The organism is Jatrophihabitans sp. (assembly GCF_036388195.1).
Classification (GTDB): domain Bacteria; phylum Actinomycetota; class Actinomycetes; order Mycobacteriales; family Jatrophihabitantaceae; genus Jatrophihabitans_A.
The window spans coordinates 16,035-42,280 of the sequence record NZ_DASVSG010000051.1; the positions used below are offsets into that span (position 1 = coordinate 16,035).

General features: G+C 69.8%; 23 protein-coding genes and 1 pseudogene. 5 read left to right on the forward strand and 19 right to left on the reverse strand.

Annotation, left to right across the window (positions count from 1 at the left end; translation table 11 throughout):
• Window positions 1-27 precede the first annotated feature (27 nt).
• From VF612_RS04785 to VF612_RS04870, 18 genes and pseudogenes are all read right to left on the reverse strand, one after another.
• The gene (locus tag VF612_RS04785) at window positions 28-1,017 is read right to left on the reverse strand and encodes a malate dehydrogenase (protein WP_408658708.1); all 990 of its coding nucleotides are present in this window, start codon (window positions 1,015-1,017) and stop codon (window positions 28-30) included.
• 49 nt (window positions 1,018-1,066) lie between these two features.
• Complete coding sequence (locus VF612_RS04790) at window positions 1,067-1,270, reverse strand: hypothetical protein (protein WP_408658709.1); 204 nt, start codon at window positions 1,268-1,270, stop codon at window positions 1,067-1,069.
• A gap of 72 nt (window positions 1,271-1,342) precedes the next feature.
• Window positions 1,343-1,873, reverse strand: a complete 531-nt coding sequence (locus VF612_RS04795; protein WP_408658710.1) for a hypothetical protein — start codon at window positions 1,871-1,873, stop codon at window positions 1,343-1,345.
• 37 nt (window positions 1,874-1,910) lie between these two features.
• The gene (locus VF612_RS04800; RefSeq protein ID WP_408658711.1) at window positions 1,911-2,192 is read right to left on the reverse strand and encodes a DUF3017 domain-containing protein; all 282 of its coding nucleotides are present in this window, start codon (window positions 2,190-2,192) and stop codon (window positions 1,911-1,913) included.
• A gap of 10 nt (window positions 2,193-2,202) precedes the next feature.
• Window positions 2,203-3,051 (reverse strand): bifunctional methylenetetrahydrofolate dehydrogenase/methenyltetrahydrofolate cyclohydrolase, encoded by an 849-nt coding sequence (locus VF612_RS04805; RefSeq protein WP_408658712.1) that lies wholly within the window; start codon window positions 3,049-3,051, stop codon window positions 2,203-2,205.
• Window positions 3,052-3,233: 182 nt separating this feature from the next.
• Entirely contained in the window at window positions 3,234-6,293 is a 3,060-nt protein-coding gene (locus VF612_RS04810; RefSeq protein ID WP_408658713.1) for an AfsR/SARP family transcriptional regulator, read from the reverse strand.
• 117 nt (window positions 6,294-6,410) lie between these two features.
• Window positions 6,411-7,346: a hypothetical protein gene (locus tag VF612_RS04815; RefSeq protein ID WP_408658714.1), complete on the reverse strand. Its 936-nt coding sequence runs from the start codon at window positions 7,344-7,346 to the stop codon at window positions 6,411-6,413.
• Between the two features lie 53 nt (window positions 7,347-7,399).
• Window positions 7,400-7,822 carry a hypothetical protein gene (locus tag VF612_RS04820; RefSeq protein WP_408658715.1) on the reverse strand — a complete coding sequence of 141 codons (423 nt, stop codon included), beginning with the start codon at window positions 7,820-7,822 and terminating at the stop codon, window positions 7,400-7,402.
• A 122-nt stretch (window positions 7,823-7,944) separates the two neighbouring features.
• Window positions 7,945-8,138 (reverse strand): annotated as a pseudogene (locus VF612_RS04825) (IS3 family transposase); the annotation flags it as partial.
• Between the two features lie 446 nt (window positions 8,139-8,584).
• On the reverse strand, window positions 8,585-9,256 hold the full coding sequence (locus VF612_RS04830) for a pentapeptide repeat-containing protein (protein ID WP_408658716.1): 672 nt from the start codon (window positions 9,254-9,256) through the stop codon (window positions 8,585-8,587).
• A gap of 82 nt (window positions 9,257-9,338) precedes the next feature.
• Entirely contained in the window at window positions 9,339-10,928 is a 1,590-nt protein-coding gene (gene purH, locus VF612_RS04835) for a bifunctional phosphoribosylaminoimidazolecarboxamide formyltransferase/IMP cyclohydrolase (RefSeq protein ID WP_408658742.1), read from the reverse strand.
• A gap of 74 nt (window positions 10,929-11,002) precedes the next feature.
• The gene (gene purN / locus VF612_RS04840) at window positions 11,003-11,578 is read right to left on the reverse strand and encodes a phosphoribosylglycinamide formyltransferase (protein ID WP_408658717.1); all 576 of its coding nucleotides are present in this window, start codon (window positions 11,576-11,578) and stop codon (window positions 11,003-11,005) included.
• A gap of 53 nt (window positions 11,579-11,631) precedes the next feature.
• Window positions 11,632-12,882: a DUF6350 family protein gene (locus VF612_RS04845; RefSeq protein WP_408658718.1), complete on the reverse strand. Its 1,251-nt coding sequence runs from the start codon at window positions 12,880-12,882 to the stop codon at window positions 11,632-11,634.
• A 103-nt stretch (window positions 12,883-12,985) separates the two neighbouring features.
• Window positions 12,986-14,056 (reverse strand): hypothetical protein, encoded by a 1,071-nt coding sequence (locus VF612_RS04850; protein WP_408658719.1) that lies wholly within the window; start codon window positions 14,054-14,056, stop codon window positions 12,986-12,988.
• Between the two features lie 103 nt (window positions 14,057-14,159).
• Window positions 14,160-14,771: a hypothetical protein gene (locus VF612_RS04855; protein ID WP_408658720.1), complete on the reverse strand. Its 612-nt coding sequence runs from the start codon at window positions 14,769-14,771 to the stop codon at window positions 14,160-14,162.
• Between the two features lie 332 nt (window positions 14,772-15,103).
• Window positions 15,104-15,988 (reverse strand): succinate--CoA ligase subunit alpha, encoded by an 885-nt coding sequence (gene sucD, locus VF612_RS04860; RefSeq protein ID WP_408658721.1) that lies wholly within the window; start codon window positions 15,986-15,988, stop codon window positions 15,104-15,106.
• Between the two features lie 11 nt (window positions 15,989-15,999).
• A complete protein-coding gene (gene sucC, locus VF612_RS04865; protein ID WP_408658722.1) occupies window positions 16,000-17,169 on the reverse strand; it encodes an ADP-forming succinate--CoA ligase subunit beta in 1,170 nt (389 codons plus the stop codon).
• Window positions 17,170-17,386: 217 nt separating this feature from the next.
• Complete coding sequence (locus VF612_RS04870) at window positions 17,387-17,791, reverse strand: cobalamin B12-binding domain-containing protein (RefSeq protein WP_408658723.1); 405 nt, start codon at window positions 17,789-17,791, stop codon at window positions 17,387-17,389.
• Between the two features lie 191 nt (window positions 17,792-17,982).
• Between VF612_RS04870 and VF612_RS04875 the strand changes: the two genes are divergently transcribed.
• The 4 genes from VF612_RS04875 to VF612_RS04890 all read left to right on the forward strand — a co-directional run bounded on the left by VF612_RS04875 (window position 17,983) and on the right by VF612_RS04890 (window position 23,151).
• Entirely contained in the window at window positions 17,983-18,861 is an 879-nt protein-coding gene (locus VF612_RS04875; RefSeq protein ID WP_408658724.1) for an esterase/lipase family protein, read from the forward strand.
• Between the two features lie 448 nt (window positions 18,862-19,309).
• Window positions 19,310-20,275 carry a M23 family metallopeptidase gene (locus tag VF612_RS04880; protein WP_408658725.1) on the forward strand — a complete coding sequence of 322 codons (966 nt, stop codon included), beginning with the start codon at window positions 19,310-19,312 and terminating at the stop codon, window positions 20,273-20,275.
• A gap of 138 nt (window positions 20,276-20,413) precedes the next feature.
• Entirely contained in the window at window positions 20,414-21,682 is a 1,269-nt protein-coding gene (locus VF612_RS04885) for a glycosyltransferase 87 family protein (protein ID WP_408658726.1), read from the forward strand.
• Entirely contained in the window at window positions 21,679-23,151 is a 1,473-nt protein-coding gene (locus tag VF612_RS04890) for a DUF2079 domain-containing protein (protein WP_408658727.1), read from the forward strand. Before VF612_RS04885 ends, VF612_RS04890 begins: the two co-directional genes overlap by 4 nt.
• 15 nt (window positions 23,152-23,166) lie before the next feature.
• Here the strand turns inward: VF612_RS04890 and pcrA are convergent, their stop codons facing one another.
• Complete coding sequence (pcrA, locus tag VF612_RS04895; RefSeq protein WP_408658728.1) at window positions 23,167-25,629, reverse strand: DNA helicase PcrA; 2,463 nt, start codon at window positions 25,627-25,629, stop codon at window positions 23,167-23,169.
• A gap of 317 nt (window positions 25,630-25,946) precedes the next feature.
• Here pcrA and VF612_RS04900 point away from each other — a divergent pair, with 317 nt between their 5' ends.
• A complete protein-coding gene (locus tag VF612_RS04900; RefSeq protein ID WP_408658729.1) occupies window positions 25,947-26,246 on the forward strand; it encodes a chorismate mutase in 300 nt (99 codons plus the stop codon).

The window sequence follows — 26,246 nt, forward strand, 5'->3', positions numbered from 1 at the left end:
GGCCTTTGCGCAGGCTTGGCGAGGAACTCAGATCAGGCCGAGCTCCGTGACGGCATCGCGCTCGCTGACCAGCTCGGCGACCGAGGCGTCGATCCGCGACCGGGAGAAGTCGTCGATCTCGATGCCCTGCACGATCTGCCAGCTGCCGTTCACCGACACCGCCGGGAAGCCGGCGATCAGGCCCTCGGGAATGCCGTAGGAACCGTCGGAGACCATGCCGACCGACGTCCAGTTCCCCTCGGCGGTGCCGTTGACCCAGTCATAGACGTGGTCGATGGCGGCGTTGGCAGCCGAGGCCGCCGAGCTGGCGCCACGGGCCTCGATGATCGCCGCGCCGCGCTTGGCGACCGTGGGGATGAACTCGTTCTCGATCCACGCCTGGTCGGCGACCAGCTCGGCGGCGTTCTTGCCGGCCACCTCGGCCTGCCGGATGTCGGGGTACTGGGTGGCCGAGTGGTTGCCCCAGACCGTCAGCTTGCGGATCTGGTCCACCGTGCTGCCGGTCTTCTTCGCGAGCTGGCTCAACGCCCGGTTGTGATCGAGTCGCATCATCGCGGTGAACCGGTCCTTGGGCACGTCCGGCGCGTGCGAGGCGGCGATCAGCGCGTTGGTGTTGGCGGGGTTGCCCACCACCAGCACCCGGACGTCGGAGGCGGCGCCGGCGTTGATGGCCTCACCCTGGGGCTTGAAGATGCCGCCGTTGGCCGAGAGCAGGTCACCGCGTTCCATGCCTGCGGTGCGGGGCCGGGCTCCGACCAGCAGCGCCACGTTCACGCCATCGAAGGCGGCCCGGGCGTCATCGGTGATGTCGATGCCGGCCAGCAGCGGAAAGGCGCAGTCGTCCAGCTCCATCGCGGTGCCCTCGGCGGCCTTGAGAGCCGGGGCGATCTCGAGCAGCCGAAGGCGGACCGGCACGTCCGGGCCGAGCAGCTGGCCGGCCGCGATCCGGAACAACAGGCTGTAGCCGATCTGGCCGGCGGCGCCGGTGACGGTGACATTCACGGGAGTTTTCGTCATGCCGGGGACCTTACCGCGCGCCTGGATGGTGACTGCGAGCCAGTCGTCCTCACCGGGACAGGGTGTCCAACCAGGTCACCGCACGGATCAGAGCGGTCGGATCGACGCCGGGCACGGTGGCGAGCCGGTCGCGCAGCGTAGACGCCTCCACGATGCCTGCGCCGACCAGAGCGCCGACGAATTCCCGATCCTTCTCGCGGAAGGCGCAGAGCTTGGATACGCACAGATCGTGAGCCTCCGGGCAGACCCCCACCGAGCACGACCACCTCGTCGACGTCGAGGACGTCGCACGCCGCGCGGATCAGATGGAGCAGATCGACCCGGTTCACCTGGAGTAGGCCCGGTTCAGGGCCGCGGTGCGTTCGTCCTCGCTGACAATGCCCAGCAGCGGGCTCACCTGACGAAGGTCCTCACCCGCCTCGCCGCCGACCAGGAAGGCGGCGACCATTCGCTCGGGCGGCAACCTCAGGATGACAGCCCATCTCTGCAGCCAGCGGTCGGCCGAGGGCCCCTGCACGGCGCTGCGCATGCGCTCCAACTCAGCCTCGGCACGCTCGAGCCGCACCTCACCATCGAGGACGTGACGGGCGATCCCCCGGTGCAGCTCATAGTGAAAGCGCGCATCCGCCCGGTCGTAGTGGACCCGGGCGGGCAGCCGGACGTCCTCGTCGCGGTGACGGGTCAGCATGCGATGCACGGCGACTTGATTCGTTCCCAGCGCCGCAGCGATGGCGCGCTGGCTCAACCCCGCCTCCGAGGCGCGTACCACCGCCTCGGTGAGACGCAGCCGGGCTTGGGAGAGCTCGAAGCTCAGCCGTCCCAATTCGAGCTGAGCGTGCTCAGTCTCCTCGGCCATCCGAGTCATGATACAAAATGTATCATGACTCGCTGGGTCATCGGGGCAGGAGTAGGGCCACCACGGCCGTCAGGACGGCCAGCGTCCAGTAACAGGTGACGTCGAAGCTCCGCCGGCGCACCCGCAGCAGGCCGGCCTGCTGATCGGTGAGGGTCAGCCGGAAGAACCCGGCCACCAGGACTCCGAAGACCATCCCCCCGACCGCCCGTAGCCAGTGCTGCGGAAACACCGATATCGACAGCACGGCGATCAGCTCGATGAGCAGCACCACGCCGAACGGGATCTCCTTGAGATCGCGGCTGGAGAACGAGCTGGCCATACCGGCGGGCCTAGCTCGCGGCCAGGCGCTCGGCGGCGGCGACCACGTTGCCCAGCAGCATCGCCCTGGTCATCGGACCGACGCCGCCGGGATTCGGAGCCAGGCACCCGGCCACCTCGGCCACGCCGGCCGCCACGTCACCGGCGATCTTGCCCTCGACCCGGCTCACGCCGACGTCCAGGACGGCAGCTCCGGGTTTGACCATGTCCGCGGTGATCAGCCCCGGCACCCCGGCCGCCGCGACCACGATGTCGGCCCGGCGCACCTGCTCGGCCAGGTCCCGGGTGCCGGTGTGGCACAGGGTGACCGTGGCATTCTCCGACCGCCTGGTCAGCAGCAGCCCCAGCGGCCGGCCGACCGTCAGGCCCCGGCCGATCACCACCGCGTGCGCCCCGGCGATCGGCACGTCATAGCGGCGCAGCAGCTCGATGATGCCCATCGGGGTACAGGGCAACGGCCCGGGCTGGCCGAGCACCAGCGAGCCGAGGTTGTACGGGTGCAGGCCGTCGACGTCCTTGTCCGGGTCGACCCGGCTCAGGATCGCGAACTCGTCCAGGCCGGTGGGCTGCTGGACCAGGAACGCGGTGCAGGACGGATCGGCGTTGAGCTCGTCCACCACGGCCAGCACCTCGGCCAGGGTCGCGGTGGCGGGCAGCTCGCGCTGGATGCTGGCGATCCCGATCTCGGCACAGTCGCGGTGCTTGGCCGAGACGTACCACCTGCTGCCCGGGTCATCGCCCACCAGCACGGTGCCAAGCCCCGGCACCACACCACGCTCGGCCAGCGCGGCGAGGCGTTGCTTCAGCTCGGACTTGATCTTCGCGAGGGTGGCCTTGCCGTCCAGAATCGTCGCCGTCACCCGGCTCATCTTGCCATCCACGGCTCAGCCGGCCGGGACTCCACCGCTCAGCCGGGGTGTTCCGTCATGTAGGGGACATGCCGCACTGCGGAATCTGAATCGGCATTGCCACTTGGTCGACGTGAATTTCTCTTGGCCGTCATCGTGCAACCGCTGTCGAGCACGGCGGCGCCCGTCTCAGGTCAGGAGCGGTCTTGAATTAGTGCGGCGATGCCGGCGGTTGACCGGCTGGCGGTGGCGCCTTGCTGCCAGTGATGTTGGACGGCGTCTGGCGAGAGGATGCGGTTGACCTCCTGCCCTGCTTCTAGGTAGGCCTCGCGAAGCTGTCGATAGACCATTCCGAGCCCGTTGCGGTGCCGCATGTCGGCGGCGGCCCCGAATAACTGTGCGGCGCGTTGGAGGTCCGGCTCCTCCACTCGTACGGCTGTTATACCCAAAGCCGATAGCGTGTCGGCAAGGGGCAGTCGATAGCCGGTCTCCAACATAAGTCGCGCCGCTTCCCGCAGCAGTGTCGCGGCTGCTTGTGGGCGCTCTCGGCCGATCTGCGCTATCCCCAGCATCTCGAGCACATCGGCACGGGCGACGGCAGAGACATCAGCATGTCGAACCAATTGGAGGCAGCGCTCAATCAACACGCCTGCCGCCTCACTGGCTTCAGAGAGAGCCAACAACGCCAATTGTGCCGTCACAAACGCCCGATCGTCAAAGCTGCCGTCCGCCTCGGCCGCGTTCCAGTAAGCGAGCGTGAGTGGTCGCGCTTTCGCCGGGACACCCAGTTCATCATGCAATTCGCCAAGGTCGGCATCCAGCGCCCGGAGTGCCAAATCGCTCCAACCGGCCTGACGTGCCTTCGTGACCAGTTGTTCACATTCATGAAGAGCTTCGACTGTGCGCCCTTGCCAGCGGAGGGCGTTCACGAGTGTGTGACGCGCCCCTAGGGCGCGATTGGTGTTGCCGCCTTGCTGATACAGGTCCAGAGCGCTTATAAGGTGTTGCTCCGCCTTCAGCGGGTTCCCGTGCGCGACCAAGGCGTAGCCCCCTAACGTGTGAAGGAACCGGGCGCGGTCAGTCGCTGCCGTGTCTTGCTTCAGGGCAGCATGAAACCAGCGTTCCCCCTGAAGGAGGCGGCCAGACTCGTACCAGAACACTCCAAGAGCAACGACCAAGGAGGATAACCTCTCCGCGTCCCGCAATCGCTCGGTTGCTTCCAACGCGGCGGTGAGGTTGGCCAGTTCAGCCTCGAAGTCTGCGGTGGCCTGCGGACGGAAGCTCGTCTGATAAGTCAGGCTGGCCTTGTCAAGGTCGTTTGCGAAGTTGACGGCCCAGGTTATGAAGCGGTGGTGGATTTGGTCGGCGTCTTTGCGGGTGTGAAGGATCTCGACGGCGTATTCGCGGACGATGTGCAGCATGGTGAAGCGGCCAGCTCCGGCGGGCTGGATTAGGCTCTTGTCGAGAAGGCGGGCGAGGGTCTCCAGGACTTCGTAGCCGCCGGGCTCGCATACTGCTTCGGCAGTTTCAACAGTCCAACCGTCCGGAAACAAGCACAGTTGCGCCAGAGTGGTTGCTTCGATGGGGTCGAGGAGTTCCCAGCTCCAGTCCAAGGTGGCGCGCAGGCTACGTTGGCGTGGTGGCAGGTCGCGCGGCCCGGCGACGAGCAGGGCAAGGCTGTGTTCAAGCCGGGTTAGCATCGCCTCCGGGGTCAGGATGGTGGTGCGAGCGGCAGCCAGTTCCAACGCCAGTGGAACCCCGTCCAGTCGTGAACAGATCGCTGCGACAGCGGTGGCGTTGGCTACGGTGAGCCGTAGACCGGACGCCGCTGCCGCCCGGTCCAAAAACATCTGCACAGCGTCCGAGCTCTCAACCAACTCATATATTCGCGACTCGTTTCCCTTCAAAGGGACAGTGGGAGCCGGCAGTGGCAGGGGCCTCACCCGTACCGCTCGCTCGCCGGTGACGTTGAGAGCTGCACGGCTGGTGACCAAGAGGGTCACGCTAGGAGCGCCCTGCAGCAGGACCATCAACTGTTGGGCGGCGTCCATGACCTGTTCGAAGTTGTCGAGCACCAACAACGTCTTCCGCTCGCGTAAATGGCTGAGCAAGCTGTGGACGGGAGTTTGACCAGGTTCTTCGGGCACGCCCAGGGCCCGATGCATCTCCGGCAGGACATCGGCTGCGTTACCTATCGGCGCCAATCCGACGAACACGACACCGTCGGGAAAGTCTTCTGTCAGCTGGTGAGCGACAGCCACAGCGATCCTGGTCTTGCCGGTTCCCCCGGGGCCCAACAGGGTCACCAGCCGAGCCTCTCCTGATCGCAGCAGCTGCGCGGTCTCCTCAACCTCCCGGACGCGCCCGACGAGTGAGGTCAATGGCATCGGCAGCGACGCGACCGGCGTAAACCGGCGTTCGGCCACCTCAGACGGCTGGGCAGGTGGCTTCGGCGCTGCTGCACTCTCAAGCGGCGCCAGTGCTGGGTCCTGGCGGAGGATCCTTTCGTAGAGGCGGCGCAGGTCCGGGCCCGGGTCGAGTCCCAACTCCGCCACCAGCGCGTCGCGGCCGCGGGCGTACGCCCGGAGCGCGTCAGCTTGTCGACCGGTTCGGTACAAAGCCAGCATCAGCTGGCCAAGCAGCCGCTCCTGTGACGGGTGACGCCGCACCAGGTCCTCCAACTCACCGATGACCGCCATGCTGCGTCCCAAGCCCAGGTCCGCTTCGATCCGGTCACTGACCGCCGCCATTCGCCGCGCCTCAAGCCCGGTCCGGTACGACTCCGCGAAATCCAACCCGGAGAAGTCGGCCAGCGCCGGACCGTCCCACAAACCCAAAGCCAGCTCGAGCGTCGTGGCCGCAGCCTCGGCGTCACCCTGCGCCAGCTCCTGCCGCCCCTGATTGGCCAGCTGCTGGAAACGGTGCACATCCACCGCCTCTGGCAGCACATCCAGCAGATACCCCCCAGCGGACCTCCTCAACTCCCCGCCGCAGCGGCGCTGCCCGGCATTGGGCGGCACGGGTTCCAGCGCCCGCCGGATCGTCGACACGTACACCTGCACAGCATTGACCGCCGTCTCCGGCGGCGCCTCACCCCACAGTGCGTCGATCAGGTGACCGATTGACACCACCCGGCCCGCATTCAGGGCGAGCATCGCCAACAGCGCTTTCGGCTTCACCCCGTCAAACACGAGCAGCCGACCGTCGCGCCGCACCTGCATCGGGCCCAGCAGACGAACGCTCAACCCGGTCACTATCACATTCAACAGCGCCCAGCCGTATCGCGCTAAGCGGCTGGCTGCATCTCCTTCGACCGAGTGTTCGACCTGCGCATGCTGATGATCTCAGCGACGCGCACCACGTCCGCGTTCTCAGTGAGCGACGATCGCCTCAGCACGGTCGAGCAGGGCGGCTTGGTAGTCAGCCAGGGCGGTCAGACCCTTCTTGTGCTCGCTGAGCATTCTCGTTTGATAGGCGCTCTCGACTGCCATCCACGTGTCAGTCATTCGGGTGCGAACTCGGCACGCCACGTCGTCGGTCGCAGTCTTCTTTTCTGTTGCGCTGATGTTCTCGCCGGTCGCCTCGTCGTTGGGCTGCCAGGGGGACTGGTAGTGGTGCTTGTGCGCCAGCATGCACTTCGACCAGGTGCTCCACGCGGTCAGCAGCCGTGAGTCGGACTCGGCCAGCCGGAAGGACTCGCCTTGCAGATGCGGCAGAAACTGCGGGTCAACCCGACTAAGGCCAGCGTTGAGCTGGCTTTCGGTCTCGGCCAGGCAACCTCCAGACGCTAGTGGAATTCCCTTCTCGTCAGTCGGCCGCTCGTGCGGTGTCAGTGGCTTTCCATTGGACGCTCTGCCGGTAAGCACCGACAGTTCAAGACGGCCGGGTCGCCACCCCAGGTGACCGGCTCCTTCAGTATCGGCAGCGTGGCTTCGGCTGTTGGTGGGGGTGTGGTACCCGTAACGACTGGCATGGCTTGCCTCGATGATGCCGTACCTGCGGGATGCTATGTCGATCGAGACGGACAGAGTTGGTGGTGTGGTGTCGGTGTAGGGCGCGCCGAATCGGCTGGCGCAGATCCGGTTGAGGGTAAGGCGGGCCTGATGCAGCGTCTCTGCCTGAGGTGGGGTTAGTTCGTACCCCTGCAGGGGTAGTCGTATGTCATGCGCCGACGTCACCCGCGCGAGGGGGCCAAGTGGTGGCTCGGCTGGTTTCGTGATCCCGCTGGTGCAGCCGGTGAGGGCTGCGGTCAGGACCAGAAGTGTGGCGAAACGTTTCATGTCATGGCTGCTTTCGATGTTGGGCACGGCCGCCCGCTGCTCGCGGGCGGCCGTGCGTGGACGGTGGTGCGCTGTGGCAGTCAGGACACCCTGAAGGAGGAGGCACGGTCGTTCCAGACACTGCTGAGGTTTCGGCCGGCGCTTCCGCCGTTCAGCCAGCCGGTGTTGGCGGCGGTAAAGTTTGTGCCGTCGTAGAACTTGACGTCACAGTTGGCGTAGTCACGGTAGGAGCTGACCTGGTTGTTCCAGCTGTTCCAGAGAGATCCGGGCATCGAGGACTTGCTGAAGTCGTTGTCCGTTGTCGTAGTGGTGCAGTTGCCTGACCCGAAGTAGTAGATAGCGTGACCGCCCATGTTCCCGTGCTCGTAGAGCGTCGCACGAAGAACGTTGCCGCTCCCTGAGTACAGGAACTCGTTGTTCTCCGCCGACGCAGCCGGCGCGTTGGCGGCGATCGCGAGGAAAGTGGCGAGGCTTGCTGCAGCCACCGCAAAAATCTTGTTCATTTCTTTTCTCCCTTTTGATTAGACCCTGTCGAGGTGAAGGGTGGGGTCGCCACAGTGGTGGCGGTGAGGAGTTCCTAGTGGGCGACCGCTGCCAAGTCGGCGGGCGGTGTCTCGCTGTTACGTAGCCGTAGCTCGTGGCGGGTCTTCCATCGTTTCCGGTTCGGCACGTTCTTCTGGAGCAGGGTGAAGAAGGAGTTCATAGCAGCGTTGTCGCCGCACGCGCCGACCCTGCCCATTGACCCGACCAGGCAGTGAGCTTCGAGGGTGGAACGAAGGTCCGCGACCGGAATTGGCTACCGCGGTCGGAGTGAGGGATACGAGCCGTCCATGAGTGCGGTGACCGCTGTGCCTGCGCTGATGCTCGTGGGGCCTGCGAATACCGAGACCACTCGCTTAACTGTTCTCATCATCCTTCTCCTTATTTGGCGATCCGCCCGGTGCGAGATCCATAGGTGGAGTCTTGACCTGCGGTTTGAAGGATCGCTGAAGAAGAACTGAAGTCGAATCACGCCTGGCCTGTTTCCGGTTCCCGGACTGATCTTGATTCGGTTTCCGGACGCGCATTCACCCCGTGTGGGGCGCACTCAATTTGATTCGCTGTTGTTTCTCCTACTATCGGTGGCCTGTTACTCGCCGAATAGGGATACCTCGACCCGCAGGCCGGGCAGGCGTCTGCAGCATCCGACAGGGACGGCTTGCAGCAGCCAATTCCTCGGCGGTGGCGCGGCCTACGAAGGCGCCCGCCGGGCTGGCGGCCCGTGCTCAGCCGATCCGGAGCCCCAGGTACTGGGCGAAGGCCAGCGCCTGCTCCACCTCGACCCGGGCGCCGGTGAGGTCGACCACCCTGGGATCGAGCCCCTCGATCACCGCCCCGCGCAGGTCGGCATCGCGCAGCGAGGCCTGCCCCCAGCGCAGCCCGCTCAGGTTCGCCCCGGCGAACAGGCAGCGATCCAGCTTCGCCCCGGTGACATTGGCCCCCACCAGCTTCACGTCGGAGAAGTCCAGCTCGCGCAGGTCCGCGCCACCCAGCGACACCGCGCTCCAGTCCCCGCCGCCGGCGACGGTGACCGAGCGCAGCGGGGTGTCGGCGAAGACCGAGCCGGTCAGCTTGCACTCGGTCAGGGTCGCGCCGGTGAACCGGGTCCGGTTGAACGAGCACGCCACGAAGGCGGTGCGCAGGTGCGTCGAGCCGGTGAGCTCGGCCCGGTCGAAGCTGCAGTCGGTGAAGCTGCACGCCTCGGTGCTCAGCTCGTCCAGTGACGCCTCGTCGAATCGGCAGCGGCTGAAGTGCAACCGCCGCAGCGACAGCTCCCGCAGGTCGGTGCCGACGAAGTCCTCGTCCGCGACCTCGGGCCCGCCGGCCAACACCTCGGCGAACCAGCCTGGCAGCTCGGCGCCTGGCTGGTCTTCGGGGCTCTTCGCGCGAGCGCTCATCGCCGCACTCCTTCCGCTCCCGGCTCGCTGGCGCTCGCTGCGATGCTCGGTCGCTGGCGCTCGCTGCGATGCTCGGTCGCCATCAGTGCGCGAAGTGCCGGGTGCCGGTGAAGTACATGGTGAGGCTGGCGGCCTCGGCCGCGGCGATCACCTCGGCGTCCCGGATCGAACCGCCCGGTTGCGCCACCGCCCGGATCCCGGCGTCGATGAGCACCTGCAGGCCGTCCGGGAACGGGAAGAAGGCGTCCGAGGCGGCGTAGCTGCCCGCGGCGCGCTCGGCCGCCCGGGCCACCGCCAACCTCGCCGAGTCCACCCGGTTGACCTGGCCCATGCCGACCCCCACGGTGGCCCGGTTCCTGGCAAGCAGGATCGCGTTGGACTTGACCGTGCGCACCGCGCGCCAGGCGAACTCCAGCTCCGCCAGCTCGGCCGGCGCCAGCGCCGTCCCGCAGGCCAGCGTCCAGTTCGCGGGCACGTCACCGGGGGCGTCCAGCGCGTCGGCATCCTGCATCAGCACCCCGCCGGAGATGGGCCGCGGTTCCGGTCCGCGGGACCGCGGACCCGGGATCACCAGCACTCGCAGGTTCTTCTTCGCCATCAGGATCTCCAGCGCGGCCGGCTCGAACGCCGGCGCCAGGATCACCTCGGTGAAGATCTCGGCGACCTGCTCGGCCAGGGCGGGGGTGACCGGCCGGTTGCTGGCGATCACGCCTCCGTATGCCGACACCGGGTCACAGGCGTGCGCCCGCGCGTGCGCCTCGGCGATGTCGGAGCCGAGCGCGATGCCGCACGGGTTGGCATGCTTGATGATCGCCACGCACGGCTCGGAGAAGTCGAAGGCCGCTCGGTACGCGGCGTCGCCATCGACGTAGTTGTTGAAGCTCATCGCCTTGCCGTGCAGCTGCTCGGCCTGCGCGATGCCCGGCTCGGCGCCCTGCTGGATGTAGAGCGCCGCACGCTGGTGCGGGTTCTCGCCGTAGCGGAGCACCTCGGCGCGTTCGAGGGCGACTCCTATATAGGGCGACCAGCAGGACGGCTCCTGCGGCGCCTCGTCGGGGCTGGAGGTCTCGGCCTCGGCCAGGACGCTCCGCTCGCCGAACCAGTTGGCGACCGCGGCGTCGTAGGCGGCGGTGTGCGCGTAGGCCCGGCCGGCCAGCCGTTGCCTGGCCGCCAGGTCGAACCCACCGGCCGCGACCGCGGTCAGCACGTCGGGATAGCCGGCCGGATCGACCACCACCGCCACCGAGCCGTGGTTCTTCGCCGAGGCCCGCACCATCGCCGGGCCGCCGATGTCGATCTGCTCGATGATCTCGGACTCCGAGGCGCCTGAGGCGACCGTCTCGCGGAACGGGTAGAGGTTGACCACCACCAGCTGGAACGTGTCGATGCCCAGCTCTCGCACCGTCGACAGGTGCTCGGGATTGCCCTGGTCGGCCAGCAGGCCGGCGTGCACGTGTGGGTGCAGGGTCTTCACCCGGCCGCCGAGGATCTCGGGAAAGCCGGTCACCGAATCGACCGGCGTCACCGGGACGTCCAGCTCGGCGATCAGGGCGGCGGTCGATCCGGTCGAGACGATCTCGACGCCGGACTCGTGCAGGCCCCTCGCCAGCTCGGCCAACCCGCTCTTGTCGTAGACGCTCACCAGCGCGCGGCGGACGGGAATTCGGGTCATGGACGAGATCTCCTCGGGGGACGCGGTGCTGACGGACGCGGTGCTGACGGACGCGGTGCTCATGGACGCGGTGCTCATGGCCGCCGGGATCGCAGGCACAGCTGGCGGATCGTGTCGAGAAACAAAGGCTTCTCCGCCGCCTGGATGCGCTCGCGCAGCGTGTCGACGGTGTCGCCGTCGAGCACCGGGACGGCCGTCTGGGCCAGGATCGGCCCGGAGTCGACCCCGGCATCCACCCGGTGCACGGTGACGCCGGTGACCTTGACCCCGTGCGCCAGCGCGTCGGCGATGGCATGCCCACCCGGGAAGGACGGCAGCAGCGACGGATGGGTGTTGATCATCTCGAACCGGCTCACGGTGGCCGCGTCCAGCACTCTCATGAACCCGGCCAGCAGCACCAGGTCCGGACGGTGCCCGGCGATCTGCTCGGCCAGCGCGGCGTTCCACTGCGCGCGGTCGGCGTAGTCGGTGAGCGGCGCCGCGAAGGTCGGCACCCCGGCCGCGGCCGCCCGGGCCATGGCGGGGCAACCGGGCCGGTCGGTGCCGGCGGCCACCACCTGGCCTCCGAAACCGGGGTCGGCGGCGGCGTCCAGGACGGCCTGCAGGGTGCTTCCCGACCCGGACGCGAGGACGACGAGCCGGACGGTCACGCGCCTACCCTACTGGCGCCGTCCGGCGGCCTCGGTCCTGCCGGACGGGGGTGTCAGCTGGCGGTGCGCGAGCGGACCGGGGCTTCGACAACCGGTTCCGGCTCGTCCGAGTCGGGTTCCTCGCCCTCCTCAAACGGCTGGGACGGCTGGGACGGCTGGGAGGCCAGCGCGTACAGGCCGGGGCGGGGCTGCTCGGCGAACCTGGCGCGCACCAGCTCGACCCCCAGCCAGAGCGCGGCTGCCGGCAGCACCAGCAGCGTGGCAGCAAGGCCCACCGCCCACCACGCCGCTCCGATGCCGCGCAGCGCGCCCGGGCCGAGGCTGCCGGCAGCCAGCCCGGTCAGCACCGCCAGCGTGGCGCCGGCGATCCCCGCGACCGCGGCACAGTCGGCAAGCCGGTGCTGCCAGGACCGCGCTGCGGACAGCGTGCGCTGCACCGCCCAGCCGGCCAGCAGGGCCAGGCCGACGATCACCAGGGATCCGATCCACGCCGCCGGCCGCTGGTCGGGCAGCCCGGCCAGCAACGGGAACACCGGCAACCGGCCGGAGCTGACCGAGAAGGCCGACACCGAGGTATGGGCGCCGACGTCGAAGCCGGGCCCGGTCAGGTAGCTGACGCCGGCCAGTGCCGCGTTCGGTGTCGCCGCGATCCCCAGCAGCGCGACCGGCAGCCCGGCCGCCCCCGGCGCCAGCTGCCGCTGCAGGGCCACCGCGTCGGAGAAGTGCGCGAGCAGCATGCCGGCCGACAGCAGCGCTCCCGCCGCCAGGTAGCCGGCCACCACCAGGGCCGCCGCCCGGGACACCTGCTGCCACCGGGCAGGCAGCCTGACCCAGAGGTGCTCGGCAGAGCGAGCGCTGGCGCCGACGGCCAGCACGAACAGCAGCGCTGCCAGGGTGCTGCGCAACACCGGCGCATGGGTGCTGCCCAGCCGCGACCAGCCGGCCAGGACCGCCGAGGCCGCTCCGTAGCCGACCGTCAGGCCGGCGAAACCGGACCAGGAGTCCTGCTTCCGGGCGTGCCCGGCCACCAGCCAGCCGAGCAGGACGGTCACCAGCAGCGGCGCCAGCGTGACCTCGGTCCCGGCCAGCACCACCCCGCCGTGCGCGCCGGCCAGCAGCACCAGAGCCGCTGCCTTGAGCGCCGAAAGCGCCGGCGTGGTGTCGGCGCCGGGCATCAGCCAGGCCAGGAAGGTGGGGATGACGCAGCAGCCCAGGGCGATCAGCAGCAGGCCCACCCCGGCGATGACCCCTTGGCGAAACCGGGTCAGCCAGCCGGGTGGGTACTCCTGATCGGTGGCACTCACGCTTCCAGGCTCGCAAAGCGGGCGCCGATGTCGGACCAGGCGCGCCGGGGTGGCGACTATCGCACGCTGGCTAGCGCGTGACTGCCGATGTGTCTGCCATGTGCTAGGGCGGTGACTGCGGCCATTGGCCGGACTGGTCTTGCTCCCCGGGTGGAGGGGGTGGGGAGGGCTGACCGGGCTGGCTGGGCTGAGCCGGCTGACTGGGCTGACCGGGTTGGTTGGGCGGCCCGGACGGTGGCTGAGCCGGTTGGCCCGCCGGCTGAGCCGGTTGGCCCGCCACCGGCTGCCCCCATTCGGATCGACCGGCCGCCGGTTGCCAGCCGGGCTGCCCGGACGCGGGCTGGCCGTACTGCGTCGGCTGGCCGTACTGCGTCGGCTGGCCGTACCCGGGTGGCGGGTAGGGGCGCTGGCCGGAGCCGGCCGAGCCGTAGCTGGGCGGGCCATAGCCGGGACGGCCGAAGCCAGGCTGGCCAGACGATGGCTGCCCGTAACCGAGCTGTCCATAACCGGGCTGTCCGTACGGCGGCTGACCGTACGGCGCCTGTCCGTAACCGGGCTGCCCGAAACCCGGCTGTGCGTAACCAGGCTGCCCGTACGGCGGCTGACCGTAACTGGGCTGCCCGAAACCCGGCTGGCCGAAGCCGGGCTGCCGGTAGGGCGGCTGGCCGTAGCCGGGATAGGTCTGCCCCGCGGCCACGTAGTCCGCGGCTGCCTGCTGGGCCTGCAACGCCCGCACCCGTTCGGCGCGCACCGACTTGTTGCTGCCGCGCAGCCAGCCGAACACCAGCGCGATGGCCTGGATCGCCGCAGTCAGCAGGCCCGCCACCGAGCCCGCCTGGACGGTGGCGCTGTCCGGTTTGGCGATCATCCCGCCCAGCACGATGACGGCGGCGGCGCCGGCCAGCATGGCGGCCACCGGCGGGCTCTCGGCCTGGTGCGCCCGGCCGGCCAGAACCTGGTTGGTGGCCAGCGCGCTGGCGGCCAGCACCAGGGCGATCCCCGCCGCGCCAGCGCCGGAATAGAACCCCGACGTGCCGCCGCCCGAGTCGCCGACGGTGCCGAACCATCCCAGAAAACCCCAGAGCACCATCGGAGCGCCGAGCGCGGCGCCCGCCACGTCCCACGGCCTGGCGCGGACCAGGGCTCCGGCAGCGAGCTGATCGAGGGAGTTCATGGCCTGAATCTAGGCGATGACATGGCGCGGCGGCCCGTGGCGGGTCAGCGCCACGGGCCGCCGGGGTACGGGCGGCCGTCTTCAGACGACCGGCCGAGCCGAATCAGCTGCGAGCCGGCAGCGTCCCGCCGGTGTCGGTGAACCGCTTGAAGGCCATGGCGGTGCCGGCCAGCACGGCCAGCAAACTGACCCAGTAGCCGATGCCGTGGCCCTTCTCGATCTTGAACCCGAACACGCCGGCGCCAACGCCGGCGGTGTTGCCCGGCACCACGAAGAGCGCGAGCAGCAACAGCAGCGACGCCAGGGCGAAGGCGGCCAGCACCAGCAGCCGGATCGGGACCGGCAGCTGCACCCTGGCGATCACGTGCGCTGCCAGCAGCACCGCGGCGATGATCGCCAGCAGGATGGCGATCGGTGCCAGCGCGCCATTCCAGGCGCTGAGCGAGGCCGTGCTCGAGAACGTCCCGATCTGCATCTTGTAGGTGAAGAAGTTGAACGTCGAGAAGATGAAGGCCACCAGGCCGGCAGCGATGATCCCCCAGTCCAGCGGGTTGACGCTCTTGGGGTCGAAACCCTGCAGCGCCCCGAGGCCGCCGCCACCGGACGGGCCCACGGCAGGCACCCCGACCCCCGGCTGTGCGAAACCCGATTGGCCCACACCCGGTTCGCCGGGCATCTGGCCGTAGCTTGGCGGCGTGTAGGTCGAGTCGCTCATCGGCGGCTGGCCGTAACCGGGCTGCTCACCACCCGGCTGCTGTCCGTAACCCGGCTGCTGTCCGTAACCAGGCTGCTGTCCGAAACCAGCCGGCTCGCTACCGCTGCCAGGTTGCCGAGGCTCTTCTGTCATCGTCGGTCTCCCCGATCTATGTGGGCTCATAGCTGGTCCACGACCGGGCTCAAGCTATACCCAGCGCCATCGGCGCACAGGCAAAACGCCGAGCCGCCCACAGACCGACGCCGAGCCGACACAGCGCTTCACCGCGTGCGCAGCGCCGCACCCCACACCCAGCAGACCCGGACACGACATCCGGGCAGGCACAGCAGCGGCTAGGAGCCGAGCAGTTCCCGCATCAGCCGCGCGGTCTCGCTGGGGGTCTTCCCGACCCGGACGCCGGCTGCCTCCAGGGCCTCCTTCTTGGCCTGGGCGGTGCCCGACGAGCCCGACACGATGGCGCCCGCGTGCCCCATGGTCTTGCCCTCGGGCGCGGTGAAGCCGGCGACGTAGCCCACCACCGGCTTGGTGATGTGGTCGGAGATGTAGGCGGCCGCCCGCTCCTCGGCGTCCCCACCGATCTCGCCGATCATCACGATGGCCTCGGTGTCCGGGTCGTCCTGGAATGCCTGCAGGCAGTCGATGTGGGTGGTGCCGATCACCGGGTCGCCGCCGATGCCGACCGCCGAGGAGAAGCCGATGTCCCGCAGCTCGAACATCATCTGATAGGTCAGGGTGCCGGACTTGGAGACCAGCCCGATCCGGCCGGGACCGGTGATGTTGGCCGGGATGATGCCGGCGTTGGACTTGCCGGGGCTGATCAGCCCGGGGCAGTTCGGGCCGATGATCCGGGTCTGCTGGCCCTTGCTGACGTTGTAGGCCCACGCCGCCGTGGAGTCGTGCACCGGCACGCCCTCGGTGATCACCACGCACAGCCCGATGCCGGCGTCGATGGCCTCGACGATGGCGCTCTTGGTAAAGGCCGGCGGCACGAACAGAACCGAGACGTCGGCGCCCGTCTTGGCCATCGCGTCGGCGACCGAGCCGAACACCGGCACATCGGCGCCGTCCACGTCCACGGTGGAACCGGCCTTGCGCGGATTGACCCCGCCGACGATGTCGGTGCCCGAGGCCAGCATCCGGCGGGTGTGCTTCATGCCCTCCGAGCCGGTCATGCCCTGGACGATGACCTTGGACTTCTCGTTCAGAAAGATTGCCATCGTGTGAGTCCCTACTTCGCGCTGTGCGCGAGCTCGGCGGCCTTGTCCGCGCCGTCGTCCATGGTGTCGGCCAGTGTGACCAGCGGGTGCCCGGCCTCGGTCAGGATCCGGCGTCCCTCCTCGACGTTGTTGCCGTCCAGCCGGACCACCAGCGGCTTGCTCGCCGAGCTGCCCAGCATGCCCAGCGCGGCCACGATGCCGTTGGCCACCGCGTCGCAGGAGGTGATGCCGCCGAAGACGTTGACGAATACCGACCGGACCGCCTCGTCGCCGAGGATGATCTCCAGGCCGTTGGCCATCACCTCGGCCGACGCGCCGCCACCGATGTCGAGGAAGTTCGCGGGCTTCACCCCGCCGTGCTTCCTGCCGGCGTAGGCGACGACGTCCAGGGTCGACATGACCAGGCCCGCGCCGTTGCCGATGATGCCGACCTCGCCGTCGAGCTTGACGTAGTTGAGGTGCTTGGCCTTGGCCTTGGCCTCCAGCGGATCGGCGGCTGCGACGTCCTCGAGGTCGGCGTTGCCGGCCTGCCGGAAGTCGGCGTTGTCGTCCAGGGACACCTTGCCGTCGAGCGCGACCACCTCACCACTGGCCAACCGGGCCAGCGGGTTGATCTCCACCAGGGTGGCGTCCTGCTCCACGAAGGTCTGCCAGAGCTTCACCACCGTCTCGGCGGTGCTGTCGATCACCTCGGCCGGGAAGTTCGCCTGGGTCAGGATCTCGGTGGCCAACGCCTGGTCCACCCCGGTCATCGCGTCGATCGGCACCTTGGCCAGCGCCTCGGGGCGCTCCACGGCCAGCTCCTCGATCTCCATGCCACCCTCGGCCGAGGCCATCGCCAGGAAGGTGCGGTTGGACCGGTCGAGCAGGAAGGAGAAGTAGTACTCGGCCTCGATCTGGGCGCCCGGATCGACCAGCACCCGGCGCACCGTGTGGCCCTTGATGTCCATGCCCAGGATGGCTTCGGCCGCTGCCTCGGCCTCGGCGGGCGTCTTGGCCAGCTTCACGCCGCCGGCCTTGCCCCGGCCACCGGTCTTGACCTGGGCCTTGACGACCACCACGCCGCCGATCCGCTCGGCGGCCGCGCGGGCCTGCTCGGGAGTGTCGGCGGTCTCACCCAGGCCGACCGGAACACCGTGCGCGGCGAACAGCTGCTTCGCCTGGTACTCGAACAGATCCACGAGATCTCCCGTCCTCATCGACGTGCAGGCCACTGGCGGCGCCCCAGCCAGGCTAGTCGGTCGCCGAGGACGCTCTCCAACCATGCCGACGTGATCTCGCCGACTACCCGGCCTGCCCGACTACCCGGCCCGCCGACTACCCCGGCCCGCCGACTACCCGGCCCGCCGACTACCCCGGCCCCGCTGACTACCCGGCCCGCCGACTACTGCTCGACGGCTACTGGACGGCGGCGCCGACGTTGGTGCGGACCCAGTCGACGATCTCCTCCATGGTCGCGCCCGGGGTGAACACCTTCGCCACCCCCAGCCGGTGCAGCTCGGGGAGGTCGGCGTCGGGGATGATGCCGCCGCCGAACACCACGACGTCGGTGACCTCCCGCTGGGCCAGCAGCTCGGTCAGCCGCCGGAACAGCGTCATATGGGCGCCGGAGAGGATCGACAGCCCGACGCAGTCGGCATCCTCCTGGATCACGGTCTCCACGATCTGCTCCGGCGTCTGGTGCAGGCCGGTGTAGATGACCTCCATGCCGGCGTCACGCAGCGCCCGGGCCACCACCTTGGCGCCACGGTCGTGCCCGTCCAGGCCGGGCTTGGCCACGACCACCCGGATCCGCTCACCCATCTTCTGCTCCGCTCTCGTCCGCGCCCATTCGCTCACGCCATCGTGCACCGCGGGACCAACCCTTACGGCAGGGTATGCCCACCACCGGCCACCTGCGCCACGCTTGCCGTATGAAGATCGCAACAGCCGGATCGGTGTGTAAGAGTGGTTAACAGCGAAGAGCGCAGGGTGCCTTGCAGAGGATTGTGCCGATGTCCGTCCGAGGTTGGGTGTCGCTGGGTCCCGGCGTGCTCCGGCGGACCCCGGCGGCGCTGGTCACCGGAGCGCTGGCCGCTGGCCAGGAGCTGGCCTGGCTGGCCGCGCACGCCCTGACCTACCCGGTCGGGCTGCTGGCCGAGCAGGGGGTTCTGGAGGACTCCCGCTACCGGACCGACACGCTGTCGCCGCTGACCCGTGGGCTGATCCTGGCCGACATCGCCGCCGCCGGACGGCCGGTGGTGCTGGTGCACGGCATCGGCGACAACCGCTCGGCCTTCACCGTCCTGCGACGCACCCTGCGCCGGCGCGGGTTCAGCAGGATCGTCACCGTCAACTACTCGCCGCTGACCTCGGACGTGCGCAAGGCGGCCGCCGCGCTGGCCGGGCACGTGGAGCGGGTCTGCCAGCTGTCCGGCTACGAGCAGGTCTTCCTGGTGGGCCACTCGCTCGGCGGCATCATCGCCCGGTACTACGTGCAGCGCCTGGCCGGCGACGCCAGGGTGAGCACCCTGGTGACCCTCGGCTCGCCGCACGCGGGCAGCCAGCTGGCGCGGGTGGCGCCGCTGCTGGTCGGGCGGCAGCTGCGGCCGAACTCCGAGCTGATGCGCGAGCTGGCCGGCCCGGCCCGCTGCGACACCCGGTTCGTGGCCATCTACTCCGACCGGGACGAGGTGGTGGTGCCCTACAGCAGCGCCCGGCTGGAGCACCCGGACCTGTCCGTCACGTCGCTGCGGGTACACGGTGTAGGGCACCTGTCACTGCTGGTGAACAGCACGGTGGCGCACGCGATCGTCGCCGCGCTGACCACCGAGAGGGACCGGCTGGCGGATCAGCCAGCCGACGGCACGCCCGTCCCGACCGGAAGTTGCTGAGTAGAGAACCAGTACGTTACGGTCGGATCTCGCGCCCCCTTAACATCAAGATCGAACTGCTCGCCACTTCGATCGTGCCGGGACGTCTTGCGCGAGATTCCCGGAAAACACTGATCGAACCGTACGGAGGAACTGCGTGGGACGTCATAGCGCGCCCACCGTGGCCCCGCTGGCAACCCCTGAACCGGCAAACCTTGGACCGGCGAACCTTGGACCGGCGAACCTTGGACCGGCAAACCTTGGACCGGCGAACCTTGGACCGGCTCCTGCTGTTCGTACCGGTCCTCGCCATGCCCGGCCGTCGGGTTCGCGCCAGCTGTCCGGCGGACGGCAGCCAACCGGTCCCCGGGTCGTTCTCGGCGGCCCGCTGGCCCGTCCCGCGCTGCACCGTCCGACGCCGCAGCACCAGACGCCCCAGCACCCGAGGCCGCAGCACCAGACCGCGCCGGTGCACCACATCGAGCCCAGGCATGCCGCGCCGCACTCCCGGAGCACGCTGCGCGATGCCGCGCCGCAACTGCGGAGCACGTACCGTCGCGGCGCGCAGCACCGGGCCGCGGCGCCAGCGGCTACTCCGCAGCCGGACCGGGCGCCGCTGTGGCGCCGATCCCCAGCAGTGCCGGCCGCGGTGGCCGTGCTGGCCGTGTGGAGCAGCGCCACCCTCCCGCATCTGCTGACCGACCCGCAGGCCGCTCCGGCCACCCAGGCCGCCCAGGCCGCCCAGGCCGCCAGCGTCAAGGTCGGCGTCGATGGCCTGGCCGCCCACCACGCCCACCACGCCCTCCGCGCCACCAGGCCGCCGGCCTCGGTCGTCGACCCTGTCGAGCGCGCCGCCGCCGACGCCACGACGGCCAGCGCCTCGGCCCGGCTGGCTGCTGCCGACGGCCGGGTGTCCCGCCAGAGCCGCACCGCGCCGCTGACCGGCGCCGTGGCCGGCCCGGCGTCGAAGGTGCCGGCCCGCTCGGCGACGGTGGTCAAGCCGGCCGCCAAGGTGGCCAGCAGCCGCTGGGTACGGCCGAGCGCCGGAGGCCAGTCGTCCTGCTTCTGCATGCGATGGGGCGTGATGCACGACGGCATCGACCTCGCCGGCCCGCTCGGCTCACCGATCGTGGCGGTCGGTGACGGCGTGGTGGTAGAGGCAGGCCCCGCAGGCGGCTACGGGCTGTGGGTGGCGATTCGGCATGCCAACGGCGACTACAGCATCTACGGCCACATGTACCGGTACTACGTGCGGGTCGGGCAGCACGTCCGGGCCGGCCAGCACATCGCCGACATCGGAGCCAACGGCCGGTCCACCGGGCCGCACCTGCACTTCTCGGTCGCGCACGGCAGCCCGACCGGCCCCTTCATCGACCCGGCGCCGTGGCTCAAGGCGCGCGGCGTCGACATCGGCCCCTACAACCCGGACGCCTGACACCCTGCCCCCAATCGCTCCGGTCCTCGCTCCTTCGTCGCTGCGATCCTCACTCACGCGCGCTCAGCTCCATCGGAGATACTGCGAAGGCAGCAGCGGCCGGCCCGGCCGGAGCGCGATACAGGGGGCGTCCAGCCGATGACCAGTTCCAGCGAGGTCAGGCGCCGTCCGCTACGCCAGCTCGAGCTGCCCGAGGCCATCGTCGCGCAGGGCCGGTACTCGATCGCGATGCGATGGCTGCTGTCCCGGGCGCTGACCCTGTCGATCCTGGTGTTCGGGCACGAGAGCGACGTCACCGGCGATGTGAAGTACTACGCGCGCAGCCTGCACCAGCTCTTCGAGGGCGGCGGCCTGCGCAACACCCTGCAGGAATACCCGCTGCCGGTGTTCGTGGTGATCCTGCCCCAGTTCCTGCTGGGCTTCCTCAACGAGGTCGCCTTCAGCATCCTGTTCGCGCTGTCCATGCTGATCGTCGATGCGGTGTTCACCGGGTTCCTCTGGCGCGGTGACCGCCGGCGCCGAGGGGATGCCACCAACCTGTGGCTGTGGTTCGTCCCGGCGATCGGGCCGCTGGCGTATTTCCGGTTCGACCTGGTGCCGGCGATCCTGGCCGGCGGCGCCATCCTGGCCGCGATCCGCCGGCCGGCGCTGGCCGGCGCGCTGACCGCGTGCGGAGCGGCGCTCAAGCTCTGGCCGGTCGTGATGCTGCCGGCCTTCCTGATCCGGCAGGGTGATCGCCGCCGGGTGCTGGCCGGCTTCTTCGGCGTCGGGGCGCTGATCGGAGGGGTGGCCCTGGCGGTCGGCGGCGTGAGCCGGACGGTGTCGCCGCTGCACTGGCAGTCCGCCCGCGGCCTGCAGATCGAGTCGATCGCCGCCACCCCGCTGATGCTGGCCAGGATGGTTCACCCGGTCGGCACCTGGGAGGTCCGGCTGTCGCAGTACAAGGCCTTCGAGATCTTCGGCCCGGGGGTGCACCTGGCCAGCCAGCTGACCAGCGTGCTGACGGTGCTGGGCGGGCTGCTGCTGATGACGCTGTGGTGGCGGGCCCATACCGCACCCGCGCCGTCGGCCGAGACGCTGGGCTGGATCTTCCTGGCGACCGCGCTGATCGTGACGGTGACCAACAAGACCCTCAGCCCGCAGTACCTGCTGTGGCTCGGCGGCCCGGCAGCGGCGCTGGCGGTCCGGGCGCCGGCCAATCCCGCGGTGCGCACCTTCGCCCGGGTGCTGCTGGTCACGGCGCTGGCGACCCAGTTGGTCTTCCCGGTCGGCTACAACGCGCTGCTCAAGACCCATTCGCTGATGCCGTTGACGACCCTGGACCTGGCGGCGCGCAACCTGCTGCTGCTGTGGCTGACCTGGTACGCGGTGCGCCAGGTCTGGATCCAGACCCGGCGGACGGAGTGACGGCCCTGGCCGCGCTGGCCACGGTCACCCGATCGGCGCGCGCCCGGATCACCGAGCACTGGCAGGTGTCGCTGCTGACCGGGCTGCTGTTCGTCGTCTACAGCGGGTACGGGCTGCTCCGGCACGCCACCTACCTGACCGCCGGCTATGACCTGGGGATCTTCGACCAGGCGGTGCGCAACTATGCCCGGTTCCGGGCGCCACACGTCCCGCTCAAGGGCGCCGACTACAACATCCTGGCCGACCACTTCCACCCGATCATCGCGCTGGCGGCGCCGCTGTACTGGATCTGGGACAGCCCCTGCGTGCTGCTGCTGGTGCAGATGGCGCTGATCGCGGCCTCGGCGCCGGTGGTCTACTCGTTCGCGCTGCGGCGGATGTCGCGCGGCGGCGCCCTGGTGGTGACCGTCGCCTACGGGGTGAGCTGGGCGATCCAGGCGATGGTGGACTTCGACTTCCACGAGGTGGCCTGGGGGCTGCCGATCCTGGCGGTGGCAGTCGACGCCCTGGACCGCCGCGACGACCGGGTCCTGCTCGTCTCGGCCGGCCTGCTGCTGCTGGTGCGCGAGGACATGGGCGCGGTGCTGGTGATGATCGGGCTGGTGCGGCTGGCCTACCGGCCACGGCGCACCGGCTATCTGCTGATCGGCGCCGGCATCGCCGGTTACCTGCTGGTGACCGCGGTGATCATCCCGGCGTTCGCGCCGACCGGGCAGTTCGCGTACTGGACGTTCGACGCGCTCGGGCCCGACCTGCCGCACGCGCTGCTCACCATCCTCACGCACCCGGTCCACACCGTTCAGCTGTTGTTCACCCCGGCCATCAAGGCCCAGACGCTGGCCTACTTCTTCCTGCCGCTGGCGTTGCTGCCGCTTCGCTCGCGCTATTGCCTGATCGCGGCGCCGCTGCTGGCCGAGCGGTTCTTCAACTCCCGCGAGCACGTGTGGACGACGCACTTCCACTACAACGCGCTGCCCTGGCTGGTGCTGGTGCTGGCCATGGTGGACGGCGGCGCCCGGCTCGGCATCTGGAACAGGCCCAAGCTGAACCGGGTGATGCTGGCTTGGCTGGTGATCGTGCCGGTCTACCTGAACACCGTCGCCAACATCACCGCGCCGGTGATCCGCCGGATGCTGATCGGCTCGGCCTGGCAGATGGACGCGCACCTGCGGGACCAGCAGGCCGCCGTGCGCCAGGTGCCGGCCAACGTCTGCGTCTCGGTGGACGACCGGCTGGCCACCCACCTGATCACCACCAATCGGGTGACGTTGCCGGGCATCCCCACCCCGCGAACCGACTTCGTGGTGCTGGACCTGGGCCAGGAGCAGGTCGGCTTCCCGTTGGACTCCCCGCAGCGGGTGCTGGCCGACTCGCGGGCGGCCGGTTTCGTCACGGTGTTCACCCGAGGGAACCTGATCGTGCTCCGCTCCCCCGACTACACCGGCCCGAGCGAGCTGTGCCGGCCGTGACGGCGCCCTCCCGGCTTACAGCTTGACCAGCGGGGCGAACCGGAGCACCAGCCACTTCTGGCCGAGCGAGCCGAAGTCCACCTCGGCCTGCGCCTTCTCCGCGGCGCCGCGCAGCGCCACCACCGTCCCCAGCCCGAAGCCGTCGTGGCTGACCCGGTCCCCGACCTGCAGGTTGAGCATCGGCTTGGTCAGCTTCGCCGCCCCGAACGTCGAGGGCGCGGACGGGGTGAACCGGCGGCCCTGGGCCGGCCGCGCCCGGTAGCCGTGATCGGAGTAGCCGGCGCCGCCCTCGTCGGGGTAGCCGGCGAACGGCTGCCGGTCCACGGCGCCGCTCCACTGGACGTGCTCGATCGGCACCTCGTCGAGGAATCGGGACGGCGGGTTGAAGGCGGGCTGGCCCCACGCGGTGCGGGCCACCGCCCGGCTCAGGTACAGCCGCTGCCGGGCCCGGGTGATGCCGACATAGGCCAGCCGCCGCTCCTCGGCCAGCTCGTCGGGCTCACCGAGGGTGCGCAGGTGCGGGAAGATCCCGTCCTCCATGCCGGCCAGGAACACCACCGGAAACTCCAGGCCCTTGGCGGTGTGCAGGGTCATCAGGGTCACCACGCCGCCGCTGGCATCGGGTATCGAGTCGGCGTCGGCGACCAGGGAGACGTGCTCGAGGAAGGCATCGAGGTCCGCCGGCTCGTCCAGCTGGGCGCGCTGCTCCTCGAACTCGGCGGCCACGCTGACCAGCTCGCGCAGGTTGTCGACTCGGCTCTCGTCCTGCGGGTCGTGGCTGGCTTCGAGCTCCTTCAGGTAGCCGGTCCGGGTCAGCATCTCCTCGATGATGTTGCTGGGCGTGCCGTGCTCCTCGCTGGCCGCGATCTCGCGCAGCTCGCCGAGCAGCCGGACGAACTCGGCGATCGCGTTGGCCGACCGGGTGGCCAGCCCCGGTATGTGGTCCGCCCGGATCAGCGCCTCGGCGAACGGGATCCGCTCCTGGCTGGCGAAGGTCTCGACGAACAGCTCGGCGCGGTCGCCGATGCCGCGGCGCGGGGTGTTCAGGATCCGGCGCAGGCTCACCAGGTCGGTCGGGTTGGCGATCACCCGCAGGTAGGCCAGCGCGTCCCGGATCTCCTTGCGCTCGTAGAACCGGACACCGCCGACGACCTTGTAGGGCAGGCCCAGCCGGATGAAGATGTCCTCGAACACCCGGGACTGGGCGTTGGTGCGGTAGAACACCGCCACGTCCGACGGCTGGGCCAGCCCCGCATCGCTGAGCTCGTCGATCTTCTGCGCGACCCAGCGAGCCTCCTCGTGCTCGTTCTCGGCGACGAAGCCCTCGATCTGCTCGCCGGCGCCGGCATCGGACCACAGATTCTTGGGCCGCCGGCCCGGGTTGCGGGCGATCACCGCGTTGGCCGCGCCCAGGATGGTCTGGGTCGAGCGGTAGTTCTGCTCCAGCAGGATGGTGGTGGCCTCGGGATAGTCCCGTTCGAACTCGTCGATGTTGCGGATCGTCGCGCCGCGGAAGGCGTAGATCGACTGGTCGGCATCCCCGACCACGCACAGCTCCGCGGCGGGCAGGCCGCCGGCGCCGTCCGGGCCGGGCGGGACCGGCTTGCACAGCTCCGCGACGAGGACGTACTGGGCGTGGTTGGTGTCCTGGTACTCGTCGACCAGGACGTGGCGGAACCGCCGCCGGTAGTGCTCGGCGACCTCGGGCAGCCCCTGCAACAGGGTCACGGTGCGCATGATCAGGTCGTCGAAGTCCAGGGCGTGGGATTCGGTGAGCCGGCTCTGGTACCGCTGGTAGACCTCGGCGAGCACCTTCTCCGGCGCGGTGCCGGCCCGCTCGGCGAAGTCGGCGGCCGAGATCAGCTCGTTCTTGAGGTTGGAGATCTGCACCGCCATCGACCGCGCCGGGTACCTCTTGGGGTCCAGGCTCAGCTCGCGCAGCACCATGGTCAGCAGCCGCCGCGAGTCGTCGGCGTCATAGATGGTGAACGAGGACTTCAGCCCGATGTGCTTGGCCTGGGCGCGCAGGATGCGCACGCACATGGAGTGGAAGGTCGAGACCCACATCAGGTTGGCGCGCCCGCCGATCAGCTCGGCGACCCGGGACTTCATCTCCCCGGCGGCCTTGTTGGTGAAGGTGATCGCCAGGATCTCACCGGGCCGGACGCCGCGGGCGGTCAGCAGGTACCCGATCCGCTGGGTGAGCACCCGGGTCTTGCCCGATCCGGCGCCGGCCACGATCAGCAGCGGCGAGCCGGCGTGCTCGACGGCCAGCCGCTGCTGGGGGTTCAGCCCGGCCAGCAGCCCCTCGACCGACAGGCCCGGACGGCGGGCCGGGGCGCTGGACACCTGCTCGTCCGGCGCCTGCTCCACGGCGAACGTGGGCGCGTCGAACAGCCCTGCGTCCGCGGCGACCGGAGCGGGCCGGCGGCGGCTGGGCAGGCTGGGGGCGGTGGAGTGGGCGGCGTCGGCGGTCATCGGGACCAAGCCTACGACGGGCCACTGTCAGAACCAGTGCTACTGCGCCGGGCGTCGGCAGCGGCGCAGCACGCCATCGTGAGAAGCAGCGCCGGGCGGGTTGCCCGGCGCAGACATCCCGTGACAGGATTGGCCCGTGGACAGCACCGGACGCACGTTTTTTTATGGGTACCGCATCGCGGCGCCCACAGCGACCGGTTGACCTGACACACCGACCGATCCCGCCCTGGGCCGCACGGAGCCCGGGGCGTTCTTCTTTTCCGGGGGCCTGCGCTTCGAGGCTGGACGACACCTCGCTCCACCGAGAGGAACCTCCCGTGCACAACACCAGCACCGAGCCAGCAGCGCCCCAGCCGGGGCCGAGCGTGGCGGCCGATCCTGCCGGGATCGGCGTGATGCGGGGTCAGATCGATGCCCTGGACACCGCCATCACCCGGCTGGTCGCCGAGCGCGCCCAGCTGTCGCAGCGCATCCAGACGGCCCGGCTGAATGCCGGCGGCACCCGCGTCGAGCTGGGCCGCGAACGCGCGATCCTGGGCCACTACCGCAGCAGGCTCGGCAGCGAGGGCGCCGCGCTGGCCGATGCGGTGCTGCGGGTCTGCCGGGGCTCCCGGTAG

Coding starts and splice junctions, on each gene's coding strand:
- VF612_RS04830 (WP_408658716.1), bottom strand. CDS start 9,256: ATGAGCGCTCGCGCGAAGAGCCCCGAAGACCAGCCAGGCGCCGAGCTG.
- VF612_RS04795 (WP_408658710.1), bottom strand. CDS start 1,873: ATGGCCGAGGAGACTGAGCACGCTCAGCTCGAATTGGGACGGCTGAGC.
- VF612_RS04875 (WP_408658724.1), top strand. CDS start 17,983: ATGTCCGTCCGAGGTTGGGTGTCGCTGGGTCCCGGCGTGCTCCGGCGG.
- VF612_RS04855 (WP_408658720.1), bottom strand. CDS start 14,771: ATGAGCGACTCGACCTACACGCCGCCAAGCTACGGCCAGATGCCCGGC.
- VF612_RS04850 (WP_408658719.1), bottom strand. CDS start 14,056: ATGAACTCCCTCGATCAGCTCGCTGCCGGAGCCCTGGTCCGCGCCAGG.
- VF612_RS04800 (WP_408658711.1), bottom strand. CDS start 2,192: ATGGCCAGCTCGTTCTCCAGCCGCGATCTCAAGGAGATCCCGTTCGGC.
- VF612_RS04785 (WP_408658708.1), bottom strand. CDS start 1,017: ATGACGAAAACTCCCGTGAATGTCACCGTCACCGGCGCCGCCGGCCAG.
- sucD (WP_408658721.1), bottom strand. CDS start 15,988: ATGGCAATCTTTCTGAACGAGAAGTCCAAGGTCATCGTCCAGGGCATG.
- VF612_RS04870 (WP_408658723.1), bottom strand. CDS start 17,791: ATGGGTGAGCGGATCCGGGTGGTCGTGGCCAAGCCCGGCCTGGACGGG.
- purH (WP_408658742.1), bottom strand. CDS start 10,928: ATGACCCGAATTCCCGTCCGCCGCGCGCTGGTGAGCGTCTACGACAAG.
- VF612_RS04885 (WP_408658726.1), top strand. CDS start 20,414: ATGACCAGTTCCAGCGAGGTCAGGCGCCGTCCGCTACGCCAGCTCGAG.
- VF612_RS04820 (WP_408658715.1), bottom strand. CDS start 7,822: ATGAACAAGATTTTTGCGGTGGCTGCAGCAAGCCTCGCCACTTTCCTC.
- pcrA (WP_408658728.1), bottom strand. CDS start 25,629: ATGACCGCCGACGCCGCCCACTCCACCGCCCCCAGCCTGCCCAGCCGC.